The sequence below is a fragment of the Neobacillus sp. OS1-2 genome (assembly GCF_030915505.1).
GTDB lineage: Bacteria > Bacillota > Bacilli > Bacillales > Cytobacillaceae > Neobacillus.
Genome location: NZ_CP133265.1, coordinates 2666240 through 2681165, shown reverse-complemented (window position 1 = coordinate 2681165; position 14926 = coordinate 2666240). Strand labels below are relative to the sequence as shown.

The 14926-nt window shown below is 37.2% G+C and carries 16 protein-coding genes and 1 pseudogene; 6 read left to right on the top strand and 11 right to left on the bottom strand.

Features of this window, described 5'->3' with window-relative positions:
• Nucleotides 1-153 precede the first annotated feature (153 nt).
• A complete protein-coding gene (locus RCG19_RS13165) occupies nt 154-633 on the top strand; it encodes an ArsI/CadI family heavy metal resistance metalloenzyme (RefSeq protein WP_308107510.1) in 480 nt (159 codons plus the stop codon).
• Between the two features lie 63 nt (nt 634-696).
• A complete protein-coding gene (locus tag RCG19_RS13160) occupies nt 697-906 on the top strand; it encodes a hypothetical protein (RefSeq protein ID WP_308107509.1) in 210 nt (69 codons plus the stop codon).
• Nucleotides 907-1270: 364 nt separating this feature from the next.
• Here the strand turns inward: RCG19_RS13160 and arsC are convergent.
• From arsC to RCG19_RS13135, 5 genes and pseudogenes are all read right to left on the bottom strand, one after another.
• Nucleotides 1271-1694: pseudogene (gene arsC / locus RCG19_RS13155) on the bottom strand (arsenate reductase (thioredoxin)).
• 21 nt (nt 1695-1715) lie between these two features.
• Nucleotides 1716-2774, bottom strand: a complete 1059-nt coding sequence (gene arsB / locus RCG19_RS13150) for an ACR3 family arsenite efflux transporter (RefSeq protein WP_308107508.1) — start codon at nt 2772-2774, stop codon at nt 1716-1718.
• Between the two features lie 13 nt (nt 2775-2787).
• Entirely contained in the window at nt 2788-3135 is a 348-nt protein-coding gene (locus tag RCG19_RS13145; protein WP_308107507.1) for an ArsR/SmtB family transcription factor, read from the bottom strand.
• A gap of 201 nt (nt 3136-3336) precedes the next feature.
• On the bottom strand, nt 3337-3849 hold the full coding sequence (locus tag RCG19_RS13140; RefSeq protein WP_308107506.1) for an arsinothricin resistance N-acetyltransferase ArsN1 family A: 513 nt from the start codon (nt 3847-3849) through the stop codon (nt 3337-3339).
• 725 nt (nt 3850-4574) lie between these two features.
• Nucleotides 4575-4997: a hypothetical protein gene (locus RCG19_RS13135; RefSeq protein ID WP_308107505.1), complete on the bottom strand. Its 423-nt coding sequence runs from the start codon at nt 4995-4997 to the stop codon at nt 4575-4577.
• Between the two features lie 1072 nt (nt 4998-6069).
• On the opposite strand from RCG19_RS13135, the gene vanR reads away from it, so the two are divergent.
• Together vanR and RCG19_RS13125 are read left to right on the top strand one after the other, a co-directional pair.
• Nucleotides 6070-6765, top strand: coding sequence for a vancomycin resistance response regulator transcription factor, VanR-F/VanR-M family (gene vanR, locus RCG19_RS13130; protein WP_308107504.1), 696 nt, complete (start codon nt 6070-6072; stop codon nt 6763-6765).
• Nucleotides 6758-7861 (top strand): sensor histidine kinase, encoded by a 1104-nt coding sequence (locus RCG19_RS13125; protein WP_308110991.1) that lies wholly within the window; start codon nt 6758-6760, stop codon nt 7859-7861. The genes vanR and RCG19_RS13125 overlap by 8 nt, the downstream gene beginning before the upstream one ends.
• 297 nt (nt 7862-8158) lie before the next feature.
• Here RCG19_RS13125 and RCG19_RS13120 read toward each other — a convergent pair whose 3' ends face one another.
• The 5 genes from RCG19_RS13120 to RCG19_RS13100 form a co-directional block, all read right to left on the bottom strand.
• Nucleotides 8159-8377 carry a hypothetical protein gene (locus RCG19_RS13120; protein ID WP_308107503.1) on the bottom strand — a complete coding sequence of 73 codons (219 nt, stop codon included), beginning with the start codon at nt 8375-8377 and terminating at the stop codon, nt 8159-8161.
• Between the two features lie 19 nt (nt 8378-8396).
• Complete coding sequence (locus RCG19_RS13115) at nt 8397-9728, bottom strand: MFS transporter (RefSeq protein ID WP_308107502.1); 1332 nt, start codon at nt 9726-9728, stop codon at nt 8397-8399.
• A gap of 72 nt (nt 9729-9800) precedes the next feature.
• Nucleotides 9801-10088 carry an ArsR/SmtB family transcription factor gene (locus tag RCG19_RS13110; RefSeq protein WP_166243679.1) on the bottom strand — a complete coding sequence of 96 codons (288 nt, stop codon included), beginning with the start codon at nt 10086-10088 and terminating at the stop codon, nt 9801-9803.
• Nucleotides 10089-10239: 151 nt separating this feature from the next.
• Nucleotides 10240-10644 (bottom strand): VOC family protein, encoded by a 405-nt coding sequence (locus tag RCG19_RS13105; RefSeq protein ID WP_308107501.1) that lies wholly within the window; start codon nt 10642-10644, stop codon nt 10240-10242.
• A gap of 293 nt (nt 10645-10937) precedes the next feature.
• Nucleotides 10938-11885: a helix-turn-helix transcriptional regulator gene (locus tag RCG19_RS13100; protein WP_308107500.1), complete on the bottom strand. Its 948-nt coding sequence runs from the start codon at nt 11883-11885 to the stop codon at nt 10938-10940.
• Nucleotides 11886-12145: 260 nt separating this feature from the next.
• Here RCG19_RS13100 and vanY point away from each other — a divergent pair, with 260 nt between their 5' ends.
• Both vanY and RCG19_RS13090 read left to right on the top strand, forming a co-directional pair.
• Nucleotides 12146-13018 (top strand): VanY-A/VanY-F/VanY-M family D-Ala-D-Ala carboxypeptidase, encoded by an 873-nt coding sequence (gene vanY, locus RCG19_RS13095; RefSeq protein ID WP_308107499.1) that lies wholly within the window; start codon nt 12146-12148, stop codon nt 13016-13018.
• A 40-nt stretch (nt 13019-13058) separates the two neighbouring features.
• Entirely contained in the window at nt 13059-13553 is a 495-nt protein-coding gene (locus tag RCG19_RS13090; protein ID WP_308107498.1) for a VanZ family protein, read from the top strand.
• Between the two features lie 111 nt (nt 13554-13664).
• On the opposite strand, the gene eis is transcribed toward RCG19_RS13090, so the two are convergent.
• Nucleotides 13665-14840, bottom strand: a complete 1176-nt coding sequence (gene eis, locus RCG19_RS13085) for a GNAT family N-acetyltransferase (protein WP_308107497.1) — start codon at nt 14838-14840, stop codon at nt 13665-13667.
• Nucleotides 14841-14926: the final 86 nt, after the last annotated feature.

Genomic DNA, 14926 nt, shown 5'->3' with positions numbered 1-14926 from the left:
TGCAAATTGCAAATAAATCATTGTTGCGCATGTGGCTATTAAGGAGGTGTTGCCCAGAGACAACAATGATCAATTGGAAGCTGAAACAGCCACATGATACGCTCGTAAGCGGTTATATTAAAAAATTATTTATAAAATTAGGAGGAAATTAAAATGAAATATGCACATGTTGGTCTTAACGTAACAAACCTGGAGAAATCGATCGAGTTTTATAGCAAATTATTTGGAGCTGATCCAGTAAAAATAAAGCCAGGTTATGCAAAGTACCTGCTTGAATCACCGGGATTAAACTTTACGCTTAATCTTCAAGACGAAGTAAGCGGAAATCAAGTTGGACACTTTGGCATTCAAGTAGAAAGTTCAGCAGAGGTTATGGCTCATAAAAATAGACTTTTAGAAGTCGGGATTGAGCCTCAACTCGAAGAAATTAATACAACATGTTGTTATGCTCTCCAAGATAAGTTTTGGGTTAACGATCCCGATGGAAACGAGTGGGAGTTCTTTTACACAAAGGCAAATATGGAAGAGATCAATTCAAATGATTCTGCTTGTTGCTGGACAGAACCGAAGACAGATAAGGTGGAGTGTTGTTCTACGGATGCTCAAGACAAGAATACAGCTAGCTGCTGTTAATGAAATAATTATATCATTAAGGGTCTCATGTTTGTTTGAGACCTTTAGTATGGAGGTGAGTTTATGACCGTTAATCATGCAGGTGTATTGAAGAAGGAATATTTTTTATCCTATTTAAACCTCATAAAAATTTCGCGAAATTGTACGATTGAGCAAGCAAAAGAGATTACGATGGAGCTATTTTTTCATCAGAACAACGAGGAATACGGTTCACAAACCTATCAACGATTTAAAGAAGCATACCATGAGCTAAGAGATAAATTGAATAAATGAAAAAAGACCAGTATGGTCTTTTTTAACAACATCTTCCTGTATTCCCGATCATCGAAATTCCTGATCCCTTGCCACTGCGGTCAAAAATCAAATCTTCGGTATTTGCTATAATTTTTGGATCGATTGCTACTAATATGCCGTTGATGGTGTCAACTATATCATCTGCTTCCGGCTCATCCAGAGCCAGTCCAATTCTTGGCTGTCCTCAGCCAAAGCCATCAAAGAAGATTCGAATGTTCTTAGCATTTTCTTTTTCGAACATTTTTTTGAACTCATCACGAGCTGTGTCAGTGATTATCAGGTTCAATTTCCTTCTATAATTGAAATTTATAGCCAGGAGATACTCCCGGCTATTCATTAATAATTACACTCCAGTTTTTGCAAAATGCTTAATACGATTTCCGATATCATCACGAACACGTTGGAAAAATGCCCATTTTTCTTCGTCTGTTCCTTGAGCTTTTGCAGGATCATCGAATCCCCAATGTACTCGTTTTACACTTGGCGGTGTAACCGGGCATTTGTCATCTGCGTCCCCGCATAATGTTACCACTAAATCAGAGCTGTTTAAATATTCAGGTTCGATAAGATCAGAATGTATGGTTTGAAATATCAATTCCAGCTTCTTTCATCGCTTTTACCGCATTGGGATTCAAACCATGTGTTTCAATACCTGCGCTTCTTACTTCCCATTTATCACCTAAATATTGTTTTGCCCATCCTTCCGCTATTTGGCTACGGCAAGAGTTCCCTGTACACAAGAAGTAAATTTTCTTTTTGTTTTCCATTTTGAAGTTCCACCTTTATTATTAAGCTGCATTTTCTTTGAAGTATTTTCGTCTTAACCAAAATGCTACATTAACCAATCCAATCATTACTGGCACCTCTACAAGTGGTCCTATTACCGCTGCAAAGGCTGCACCAGAATGAATCCCAAATACACCAACAGCAACAGCAATGGCTAACTCGAAGTTATTACTTCCAGCTGTAAAAGAAAGTGTTGTGGTGACGGCGTAGCCTGCTCCAATTTTTCTTCCCATGAAAAAGGAAACGAAGAACATAAGTATAAAGTATACCAATAATGGAATGGCTACACGAACGACATCCAGTGGTAAACTTACAATCATGTTTCCTTTTAAAGAGAACATGAAGATGATTGTAAATAGTAAGGCAATTAACGTTATCGGGCTTATTTTAGGAACAAATACTTTCTCATACCATTGTCTGCCTTTTGCTTTTACCATTATAAAGCGTGTTATCATTCCAGCAATAAATGGTATACCTAGATAGATGAAAACAGATTTAGCAACCTCCACCATTGTAATATTGACGATTGCCCCATGGATTCCGAACCATCCTGGTATGATGGTTACAAACACGTAAGCATACACTGAAAAGAATATTACTTGAAAAATGGCATTGAAGGCTACTAATCCTGCCGCATATTCCGTATCACCTTTGGCAAGATCGTTCCATACAATAACCATCGCAATGCAGCGAGCTAAACCAATCATGATTAGACCAACCATATACTCTGGTTTATCTGGTAAAAAAATGATTGCTAATAAAAACATAAGAATTGGTCCAATAATCCAGTTTTGTACCAGTGATAATGCTAACACTTTTACGTCTTTAAATACTCGCCCAATCTCCTCATATCTAACTTTGGCTAATGGGGGATACATCATTAATATTAAGCCAATGGCAAGTGGAATGGATGTTGTTCCAACCTGCAATTTGTTCATACTATCTATAAAGCTGGGAAAGACGAATCCTAATCCGATTCCTACTGCCATCGCCAAAAAGATCCATAGTGTTAAGTACCGGTCTAAAAATGAAAGGCGTTTCTTTTCTGTTTTTGTACTCACTTTTCTACTCCCCTTAGCAACCGCAACGAAGCGTTGGATTACTTTTTTCTATTTGTCTAATTTTTTCTGTTTGTTCCGGCGCATATTCTAAAATTTGATCTATCATTGCGAAAACAGGATTTTGCTGATTAAGGGAGTAATACACCCACTGTCCCTTTTTGGTTTCCTTTACCAGTCCTGCATCTTTTAATTTTCGTAGGTGCTGGCTGATGGAAGGCTGACTCATGTCAAATACTTCTTGCATTTCACACACGCAGCACTCACGTAATTTTAAAATGGCGATAATAGTCATTCTTGTTTTGTCCCCAAGCAATTTCAGAACTGCTGATATTTGTTCGATTTCTATCAACGTTTTCTCCATACATGTACCCCCGATTCCTTTTACAGACATAAGCATATAACCAATTACTTATATATTACAAGAGAAAAATTCCTCTTTACATATTCTTTACAACAGAGTATACCGTATGCGTTCAGTTTGGATGCAGATTTAGTATAAGAGATCGAAAAAAGCCCTTAATCAGGGCTTCTTAAAAAAATTGTACTCTGGTTTTAAATATAATTAATAAGTGTTACTTAACAATAATTTTTCCATTGCCATGACATCTACAAATTCACCGTCTAGCTTCCCTTGGTTTCGAAATACGCCTACTTCGCGGTATCCCATTTTCCGGTACAATCCCTGCCCTAATCGATTGAAGGGGAATGTGAAGAGAACTATTTTATGGAAACCGTTGGCTGATGCAAGGGATTCAATTTCAGCAAGAAGCTGCTTCCCCAAACCTTTCCCTCTATGGTTCCTTGAAATGTAGATGGAAAGATCCGCGACCCCGTCATACGCACAGCGGTTACTGTATGGATTTAAAGATGCCCATCCTGCAATGATTCCGTCCTGTTCCGCCACTAAGATATTATATCGACCTTGATGCCTTTCAAACCATTCCTTCATATAGGAATAATCCTTTGTTTCTTCCTCAAGTGTAGCGATTCTATCTTCAATCCCCTGATTGTAGATTTCTAGAATAGCCATGGTATCGGATTCTGATGCTTTACGAATAATATTGCCGGATTCCATGGTAACCCCCCTACACGAACGAATATCCTAAAATATTCTCTAAATTATCTCGAAATCCTTTTTGAACTAAACTGCCGCGTTACCTCAATAAAGAAAGGAGCGGCCATAGGCAACCCCTTTGATTACTATTGTACACGGTAGTTGTAGTTCAAGGATATGTTTTTAAGTGTTTATAACTAATTAGTTCACCACTTGTATTAATCACAACCTCATCTTCCCCATAACTGTTATGAGCACCAAAACTTTCCTTTATACACTAAAGCAAAACAATTAAAGGTGATTGTTACGTGGACGGATAAGAATGATAAAAGTATTCATCCACGGAAATTTAGAGAGCAGTTTCTATTTCAGCAATAAAGAACTTATCTGGAGAGGATTTCTCTCTCTCTATTTTGTTGCGTATTTTTTCTCTAATGCAACATAATGACTAAAGTTTCTTGTTAAACTAACCTGACCCGTTACTTTAAGTACAAAACTTCACAATTTCTTCTAAACCCTAACATACATACCCAATTTTCTTTTAAGTTTTATTCAATTAAATGACCCAATTGTTTAATAAGGGCTGTAGTCGGATTCTCCTCCCCTAAACCAACTGTTGTTGTGGAATTTCCACAAAAATAAGCGTTAATTCTTAAAATAAGCGTTAATCCTTCTTAGATCAACTAACCAGTTAGTTCAATAAGCAAGATGAGTAGGTGCTAAAAGTGACCTTCATGATTTACGCCTTATTCCTCATAATCTGTACGCAGTGGTGTAGCATATAGGTTAATAAATAAGAGGTAAACAGGATACAGAATGACAGACCCATAAATCAGAAGGCTAAATCTTGGGAAAAGTGTTACTCCTGCATTAATAGGAAAAACAACAGGAAAAAAAGAGAAACAAAGAATAAAATATGGTAACCACAAAAGGAGTGACAAATAGCTGTATTTTCTACCTAGTGTCCATTTTTTTGTTAAGTAAATGAAGAAAATGGTCGAAAGTAGGAGTCCTATAACATTAATAACAGCAATTATTAAGTAAACATTATCCCATTCCCAGCCAGTTAACCTACTAATATGCGATACATTTACTATGAGTTCTATTGCTATAAACAACGCTAAAGCGTTTAAGATACTAATCGTATTTAACTTTATAAAAAACTTCACCGTATACCTCCCTAATTATGAAACAGCAACATCTCTGAGTTAAGTTCATTATTCAATTATAATCGTTCTTAAAGTATCCTGCATCGTTTGTTCAATAAAGAATTAAACGTTCCCCAAAATAACTAAAGGGTTCCGTTTTCGGGTGAATTCTTAATAAATGACACAAGAATGGACGTATGAATCGGCATACGTCTTTTCCTTTATTTATCAACGCTTCTACGAAATATCATTAACATTGACATTGCAATTAACATCATTATTATGATGGACAATATGTATTATACAATTAATAAAGATGGTCAAAATTTCTGTCATTAGCAGTGCCGATGATTTTTTATGCTGGTTGATAAAACAATGCTGATTCCGTATCTAGGATCAAGAAGGCCTGCACTTATCAGTTAGGGGATCAGGTTAAGACCCCCTAGCTGATAAATAAACGGAAGAATTTCGCCTAAATGGTAACTTTTATTAAAAAGGGCTGAAATAGATGGAGAGATTCCGCCTATTGACTCGAAGAATTCAAAAATGGGGGATTTTGCTGTGCATAAGCGAAAAAGCTCCCCTTATTTACCCCTAAACATGCTCCATTCTGCATTTAACCGGAAATTCTCTGCTTATTTACTTTTGCTATTTCCGAGATAAGGGAGCAGATATCATATTTAAAAGATTATGATGAAACGAATCACAAGTAAAGTGAGATTTTATTTAAAAAAGGTTTTTGTCTTCTCTCCAATTACGGCGAGTTTTACTTTTTTATATACCAATCATGATGCCATTACGGCATTCATTTCGGCACGTATTATTAGAAATGCACCTCAAAACGGAATCCTTTACAAAATAACACATCCGTTTTTGTCCCATAAATACACTTATTAAATCTTTTATTATCATATATCGCATTCGGTCCATATTCTTGAAAAAGACAAGGAAATAATAGAATATACTATAGTAGAACCAATTTATTTGACATTCCAGCTAGCTGAAATCATTTAAGTCTTTGGGAGAAATTTCGTTAGGATATTCAATTGGATAATCATCCACTGAATGGATCGATAAAATAGGAGGAGAATAGATGAAACCGATATCTATTTTAATAGCGGATGATGAACAGGAGATTGCAGATCTGATCGCCATCCATGTAGAGAAAGAGGGGTACCATGTTGTTAAAGTATCTGATGGTCAAGAAGCACTGCAAGTTATCCGGTCCCAACCTATTGATTTGCTTATCTTAGATATTATGATGCCTAGAATGGATGGATACGAACTCACCAGCCTAATTCGAAAACAGCATAATATGCCGATCATATTTGTAAGTGCTAAAACTTCTGATTTCGATAAGGTTCAGGGACTCGTGATAGGTGCAGATGATTATATGACGAAACCATTTACCCCTATTGAATTGGTTGCACGTGTAAATGCGCAATTAAGACGCTTTATGAAGCTAAATCAACCCCAAAATGATCATCATTCTATACTAGAATTTGGCGGCTTGGTTATTTCACCTGAGCAGCGTACCGTTACGTTATATGGTGAAAATATTGAGTTAACTCCTAAAGAGTTTGATATTTTATATTTACTGTCCAGCCATCCAAAGAAAGTATACAGTGCGGAAAATATCTTCCAGCAAGTTTGGGGAGATGCCTATTATGAAAGTGGAAATACCGTTATGGTACATATACGTACGTTACGTAAAAAATTGAAAGAAGATGCCCGAAAAAACACATGGATCAAAACGGTATGGGGCGTTGGGTATGCATTCAATGGGTAAGGCTGTACGCAGTTTTCGATCCATGATGGTTCTATTATTTGGCTTAAGTATGCTGCTATCAGGAACCATCACCTATTTAATCTTTAGGGGACTCCAATTTTATTATCATACATACGTCCAATTCGGTGAAACACTGTTTTTTTATCGGCAAATTTTGAAAGATACAGGTGATATTAATTTCTTTTTACTGATCTTTATCCCCCTTTCCTTCCTGTTCTTTTATTTATTTACAAAGCGTTATTCAATGTATTTCAAGGAGATTTCCACTGGTATTCGCTATCTTGCTCAGGGGGATTTCACCTATCGCGTTCAACTAAAATCGAATGATGAATTTGAACATATTGCTCACGATATTAATCAGGCGAGTGAAAAGTTACAAGAAGCGATAGCAAGAGGAGATTTCTCGGAAAGCAGCAAGGAACAGTTAGTCGTCAATTTAGCACATGATTTACGTACACCTCTGACCTCTGTTTTAGGATATTTGGATTTAATTCTGAAAGAAAAGGATTTGACGGAAGAACAAGTTAGACATTTTTTAACGATTGCCTATACCAAATCTCAGCGTTTAGAAAAGCTTATTGACGAATTATTTGAAATAACACGAATGAACTATGGGATGTTACCCATTGAGCAAAAACTAGTGAATATAAGTGAGCTGCTTTTTCAGTTAAACGAAGAATTATTTCCGATTTTCGAAAAAAGTAATTTGACCGTTCGCATGAATATTTCGCCTGATTTACCCATTTTAGGTGACGGCGACTTGTTAGCACGTGTGTTTGAAAATATTCTAACCAATGCCACTTATTATGGATATGATGGTCAATTTATCGATATGAATGGCTATATGGAAGCAGAAGAAGTGGTTGTCCAGATCATTAATTATGGAGATTTTATACCCGAAGAAGACTTGCCACATCTGTTCGATATGTTTTATACGGGTGACAAGGCAAGAACGGATCAAAAGGATAGTACAGGTTTAGGTCTATTTATTGCGAAGAACATTGTAGAGCAGCATAACGGAAAGATACATGCTGAAAGTACTGTCATACGAACCATGTTTGAAGTCCGTTTTCCACAGGAGATTGAACAAATGTGACGTCAAGTAAAGTAACACAGTTTTTGCTCACATATAAGTGAAACACTTAACTGGAAATTAGGGTTAATAACAAATGTCATTTACAATGGAGGATTTACGAATATTATTCACTTATTAACCCATCCAAAATGTTTTGGTAATTAATAATAAATGCTGTTTAAGGAAAAAGAGCCGAAATAGACAAATATTGCATATCTTAGGCTCTTTATTTTAATTACTTCTTGTGTTAAACAGCAAATACACATAAATAACGAAGGTGAAATTAGTTATCAGAATCCTTCTACCCTTTATTTTATATTACTTTTTTAGCACATTTGAGATATGATGAATCGGTCTTCCTAAAATGAAGAAAATAACAATAGCTATTGAAGTAAAGATGACTACTAATTCAGGGAATGACTTACTTTCTATATCACTATTTAATACAGTTTTTGACCACAATGGACTTGTGATACCCAAAATTATTATGGTAACAACAGCACAAATTCTTAAAGTGAAACCATAATCATTTTTCATTTCTGTCACCTCCTGTAGGTTATAATTTTGCATGCTTTGATGATAGTTGATTGGATCCTATTAATGATAAAATCATCGACAAAATTAAAATAATAACAAAAAAGATGAAAGCATAACTGAAATGAGAGAACGATTCTAAAATGCGGCTGGATATGGCAGGTCCAAATGACATGCCCAGAAAGTTGATAAGATTATATATTCCTAAACCCATCGCATTTTTGTCCTTTTCTATCGTTTGTGGAATTTCAATATTGATTGCCACAGTCATCATTGTAAAAGCGATATAAATGGAGAAAACTCCAAGAGTTGCGAATACAGATTGTCTTACACCGAAAGTTGCCAATATCAGGAATCCTAAAAGTTCTATGATCACGGAATATCCAATAAGTTGCTTACTGCTTATGAGATGCAGGCTCTTTTTTGCGATGAAGCTTGTCAAAAAGGCAAAGATTGAGATCACACCCAAAATAAAACCTGTGCCAATGGCTGAATGATGAAAGCGCTGCTCCGTTAATAATGGGAATAAAAACACAATGCCCACCATAGCTGCGTTATTAACAAAGCTTATCACAAGCAATCTGTTAAATGCAAAATTTCCAAAAACAGACAGATCGACAAATAGAGCCAAATCTCTGCGGTTCCCATGAGTCATTAAACCAACTACTGACAGAGCAGTTATGATAAGGAGATAGCCATTCATTTTAACCCCCAGAATAAACGACACAACGAAAATCAATAAATAAAATAACCCGATGAAGTCAAAAGGATCGGTCACCTTTTTCCCGTTGGCATACCCGGAAGGCATCACCAAAAATAACCCGATGAGTGTTAGAACCACCAACAACATCAATAAAAACAAAGAATGCCAGCCCCATAAGAAAGTAAACGTGCCTCCAATCAAAAATCCTATTCCTGAACCTAATGATAAACATCCACTAATTAACGTTAATGCAAGGTCTCTTTTAGATGCTGTCATATTTTGATTGGCGATAATCATGGACAAGGCAATGAAAGAACTGCCTCCAGCAGATTGAATAATCCTTGCTATGATCACAAAGATATACTGATTGGTTATGGAACCAATAATGGAACCACTCACGAAGATACACACACCGAAGATTAATAAGGTCTTAAGTTGGAAGTATGACGCCAATTTACTGTAAGTAATAGAACCAAAGGCAGTGACCAAAGTATATAAAATCACTACCCAACTAATCATAGAAGTTGTTACCCCTAGTTCTCCTTTCATATCGACAAGTGCCACATTAAACAAAATTGAATTCATCACACCCGATAAAACGATGAAACACAAGGTTAGGATAAGACCATTTTCTTTACTTTTCATCTTCATATTTTTATCTCCTTCTCACTTTGTTTTATAGTCATAAAACCTTATGACTATAAGATAAAAAAAGTGGCTACTTCAGAGCGTAGCCAAGAAACCCGGTAAATAATAATCAAATATCTCTTTGTTTAGCGTGACATACTTTGTCACACCTTCACGTTCAATCAGTACTAATTGTGCGTCGGATAAAATTTTCAAATGATATGAACCGTTTGACTTACTGATCCCTAAACTCCTCCCAATTTCCGAACACATAGGGCGATTGCTCTCGTGAAATAGTAAACGAATCATCTGTATTCTTTTCTCATCCGCCAAAGCATTAAATATCTTAATGCGTTGGTGATCATCCAATTGTTTTAATACCATAAAACTATTATATAAATTTGCTCAAATTTGTCAAACCATTTAGGTGGAATTCAAATATACTTGTGTATCGCTGGTTTAAATTTATATTGTAACAACTTGGGTTTACTTCATTATCTGGCCTGATTGTTGATCACAAGTTAATTACTTCTCTTCAACCCCTTCTGCTGAACCGTTTGATAGCTTCCTCGGTCACAGGACTGAAGAGGTTAACGAGGTTTCCGTCGGGATCACGGAACAACATAGCACGGTTCCCCCACGGCATCGTGGTCGGTTTCTTTACCCACTCGTCGACAAACGGTTTCAAGCGCTCGTATTCGGCATCGACATTGTGGACGCGGAACTCGATGATGACGGTGTGATTATCGGCCGCCACTGCGGAACCAGTGCCAAACAGTGGCACCGTCTGCGAATGACCGATTGCAAGGGTGCACGATGGAAGAATGAATTCGGCAAAGACTGGCGCGGGGCGTTCCGCCGAAACACCCATGACTCTTTCATAGAACTTGACAAGACGATCCACGTCGTCCGTAATGATGCGTACAGAAGCAAAATTCACAATATACCATCCTTCCTATAATAAATGATACAATCTCGTATCATTTCATTTTGGGCTAGAATCAGTGAAGTTTCCGTAAAGGCCCAATTTAATCAGAAACTGAACCATTTGGTTCTACTTCCATACTTCCATGCCTGGCTGTTGCTCAATTGATCCATAGTGAAATGAAATAATTCCTATGGAAGTTGAAAGGCGATGTGCCCAAACTGAAGCAAGACATACTTCGCCTTTATCTCTCCCCCCTTTATGTTTACTTACTCCGATTATAAAATGACGCTACTGACAACAGTATGTCAGTAGCGTTTAAACATTTTTTGGGCTTCCTCACGAATCCGATTTCGGAATGATTCAGGCTCCAATACAATCGCAGCAGCTCCCCAGCCAAGCACCCATTGCACCAATTCGTCGTGTTGACGTACGCGTAAGACCACCTGCAATCCATCTTGATGCTCTTCCATTTCCTCTATGTAATGAAAGTTCGATTCTTTCACCTTATCTGCGATATCATGGTTAAATCGGAGGCGAACTAGCAAGAGTCGATCATCTGGAGGGGTATATTCCCTTAAGTTAAAGTGCGTTGGAAGTTCAAATCGTTCTCCCAGAACGATGAGTTCCGTCATTCGGGACAAGCGGAAATGGCGAATTTCCTGGCGCAGATCACAACGGGCCACGAGCATCCATGATCCTTGAACGAGCACCAATCCGTAGGGAGCAACGGTACGAACACTATGGCGATCCCCCTCGGAATCTGCAAGTCTTTTTACATAATGAAAGCTGATCTTTCTCTCGTCTAATATCGCTCGACGGATTTTTTCTAGATATTCTTTTTCTTTTGACTGCTTAACCTGTTTATCAGAAATGAGCAACCGCATAACCTTGCGTACACGAGATGTTTCATTGCGTACACTCACCGGTAGAATTGCCTCAATTTTACCGCCGGCATCTTGAGCCTTGACACGATAATCATCATCAAATCTTTGTTTGATAAAGTCCGTTCCAATCAGCAAGCTCACGGCTTCTGGTACCGTGAAACTAATCGGCGGTAGGAAATAGCCTTCCATCAGGGAATATCCTGTCCCAGGGGCTCCTATGATCGGCACGCCCGCTTCACTCAGCGCCTGGATGTCGCGGTAGATGGTCCGCACGCTAATTTCAAATAGGGTCGCCAAATCTTCGGCCCGTACAACTTTTTTACGTTGCAGCTCCAGTACGATAGCTAACAAACGGTCTGTTTTATTCATCGGTTACCCCCTTGAATATTTACTGTAAATAAACATACCACATCTAAATGGAGAAGATCATTTAGTGAATCTACGTCTCAACTGGAAAAAGGTGTCCCCATTTACAGGCAAAAACTGTGTCATCTCTTTTAAGCGGTCACAATAAAATAGTTAAATGTAAGATCCGGTTAATAGATTTAAGAAGAATTTAAGATTTACCCCACTTTTTATTTTAATTGTCCTGCTTATACTCGAATCATGCATTCAAGGAGGACGTAAAAATGAAAAAGTGGTTTTTTTTATTCGTAATAGGTTTCGCTAGTATTTATTTGTTTCACTATCTCCAAGATGAAAAAGAGATTAATAACCCAAATTACAATGAACGAGTAGAAAAGAAAGAAATGGCTGGGGATGTTCAAAAGATAGAGGTGACGAAAGAGCAAATTCATCAAGGCACTCTACTTTTGGTAAACAATCAGTACCCTGTTGATCAAGATAGTATAAAAAAAGATATTATTGATCTAAGTAGGCACAATGAATTGATAACGGGATTTGGTTTACTTACTAGTGAAATGAAATTATCAGAAGAGATTGTACATCAATTTTCAAAGATGACCGTTTCAGCTGAAAAAGACGGAGTCCATCATTTTTTAATTTCTAGTGGCTTTCGGGACTTTGATGAACAAGATGCGCTATACAACCAAATGGGTTCTGACTATGCTTTACCAGCAGGGTATAGCGAACATAATTTAGGTTTATCACTTGATGTCGGGTCTTCTCAAATGAAAATGAGTCAGGCACCTGAAGGAAAATGGCTGGAAAACAATGCTTGGAAACATGGGTTTATCCTCCGTTATCCAGAAGGGAAAACAGCTGTGACAGGAATTAAATACGAACCGTGGCATATCCGTTATGTTGGTGTACCTCATAGTGCCATTATGAAAGAAAAGAATTTCGTTTTGGAAGAATACTTGGATTATCTGAAAGAAAAAAAGAGGATCTCCATTAATGTTAATGGAGAAAACTATATGATTTTTTATTATCAGATTTCCCGAACAACTACAATCGAAATACCCGCTAATCACCCTTATAAAATTTCAGGAAATAATATCGATGGTGTAATCGTTACGGTGTTTCTAGATGAGGAAAAATGAAAAACATAAACGGGATGATTGTGAGGGAGGCTCGCAACACATGAAATCAAAAAAATATACAATAGGACTATTCCTGCTATATTTAGTAGCACTAACATGGGTAATCCTATTAAAAGTTCGATTTCCGCTTGCACTTCTTCACACAGACAGAAGTTTAAACCTAGTTCCTTTCGGAGCATCGGGCAACGATCTAGAAATTATCATCAACGTCTTGATTTTTCTACCCTATGGCATTTTTGTGTGCATGCTTGGAAGCAGAAAATCATTCCTTAAAATGCTTGCACCCATCTTCTTTACCAGCTTATTCTATGAGGATATCCAATACATGTGGGCACTGGGAGCAAGTGATATAACAGATCTTATTACAAACACTTTAGGAGGAGTCATCGGAATTGGTATTTTCTTTGTCCTCCACAAAATCTTTAAAGATAGCGTTTTTAATACGATAAATGGAATGGCAGTCCTTTTTCTGTTGTTTATCGGAATCGTTATTTATGCAAATATGAAGTTTAAATTTTTTATATTCAGATTTTAATATAGTACATGGTTTTTGTGTAATCAAAATAAGACATCGACAGAAAGGGGAAAAGATTACCTCTCCCCTTTCTTTTTCTTGTAATAAAAAAGCATGCATCCGAATAGTGAATTAGAAAAAGTCAAAAAATGTTGATTTCAACGATGGGATCATTTTTTCGAATCGCTCAATCTCCATCTCGGATCCCTTCAAGTAATCCATTTCAAAAAGCTCCATCGGTTTTTTGTATCCAAAGAGAATGGCTGAAAGAGAATTGATGTTTAAACGTATCCCTTTTTTAGGCGGATGAACACACTGACCTCCTGCTTTTTCTTTAAATACCTTTATTTCGCCATTTCCAATTAAATAGCTTCCATTATTCCAAGGGGCATGTGAATCTTCTAGATGTAGGAAAAGCGGCTCATTTCCTGGGATAAAAGGAAATCTTTTTAAACATTCCTCCGCATCAACGATCCTTGCCATAAAATAAGGGGTCAACTCTGTTTTCACCTTGGGTTGCGGCAGAAAATAAGAAAAAGGATCCTGACTGGCTAGAGTCATCGTCACGGTTTCAACCATGGAATCATGCTGGCAAATAAAATTCCATAGCCCGATTCTCGCTTCCTGGTCCAAGGCAACCATCTCCTGCACATTCATTTTTCTTTCCTTCACATGGTAAAGAATATACCCTTTAGCCTCGTGCTCGGAATGGTAATAGACGGCAAGCTGCGAATCTTCATCATATACATGATGTTGCCACCAATTGGTCTCCCGTTTTAGCATTCCGGTATGTTGAATGCTAAATTGATTGTAAATCTTTTCAATCTCTTCATTATGGGTCTCTTTTGAATATCTTTTTATAAAACCTTGCTGGCTGTCGAGAAACTTCAGGTCCTTATTTTCAATCGTTATTTTTTTCTGCTCACTAAATATTTCCCATCCAAATTTCCGATAAAATGAGATATCAAATGGGTGTAAAAGTGATACGATTTGAGCATTTTCACGCATGTGCTTTAAAGAATCGAGAATGAGGGTTTTGACATAACCGTTTCGTCGATATTCCGGGTATGTAGCAACACCTGCGATTCCACCCATCTTCCAAACATCATCCTTCATTTGAACGTTCAATGGAATAATATGAAGTTTGGCAGCTAGAATGTCCTCATCCCATATTCCTAAAATTTTATGGTTTTTCGCCCTTTCCTTCCACGCAGGTAAGTCAGAAGCCGCAATCTTATATTGAAATGCATACATGGACAGTTTTATTGATTCTAAGAATTCATCATCTCTTAGTTCTGTAACTAACATTTAGGCCCATCTCCTTTACCAAACTTCATTTTTTTAACATTGCAAGAATTTCATTTAAAGAATAGCGGTACCAGATATAATGGCAT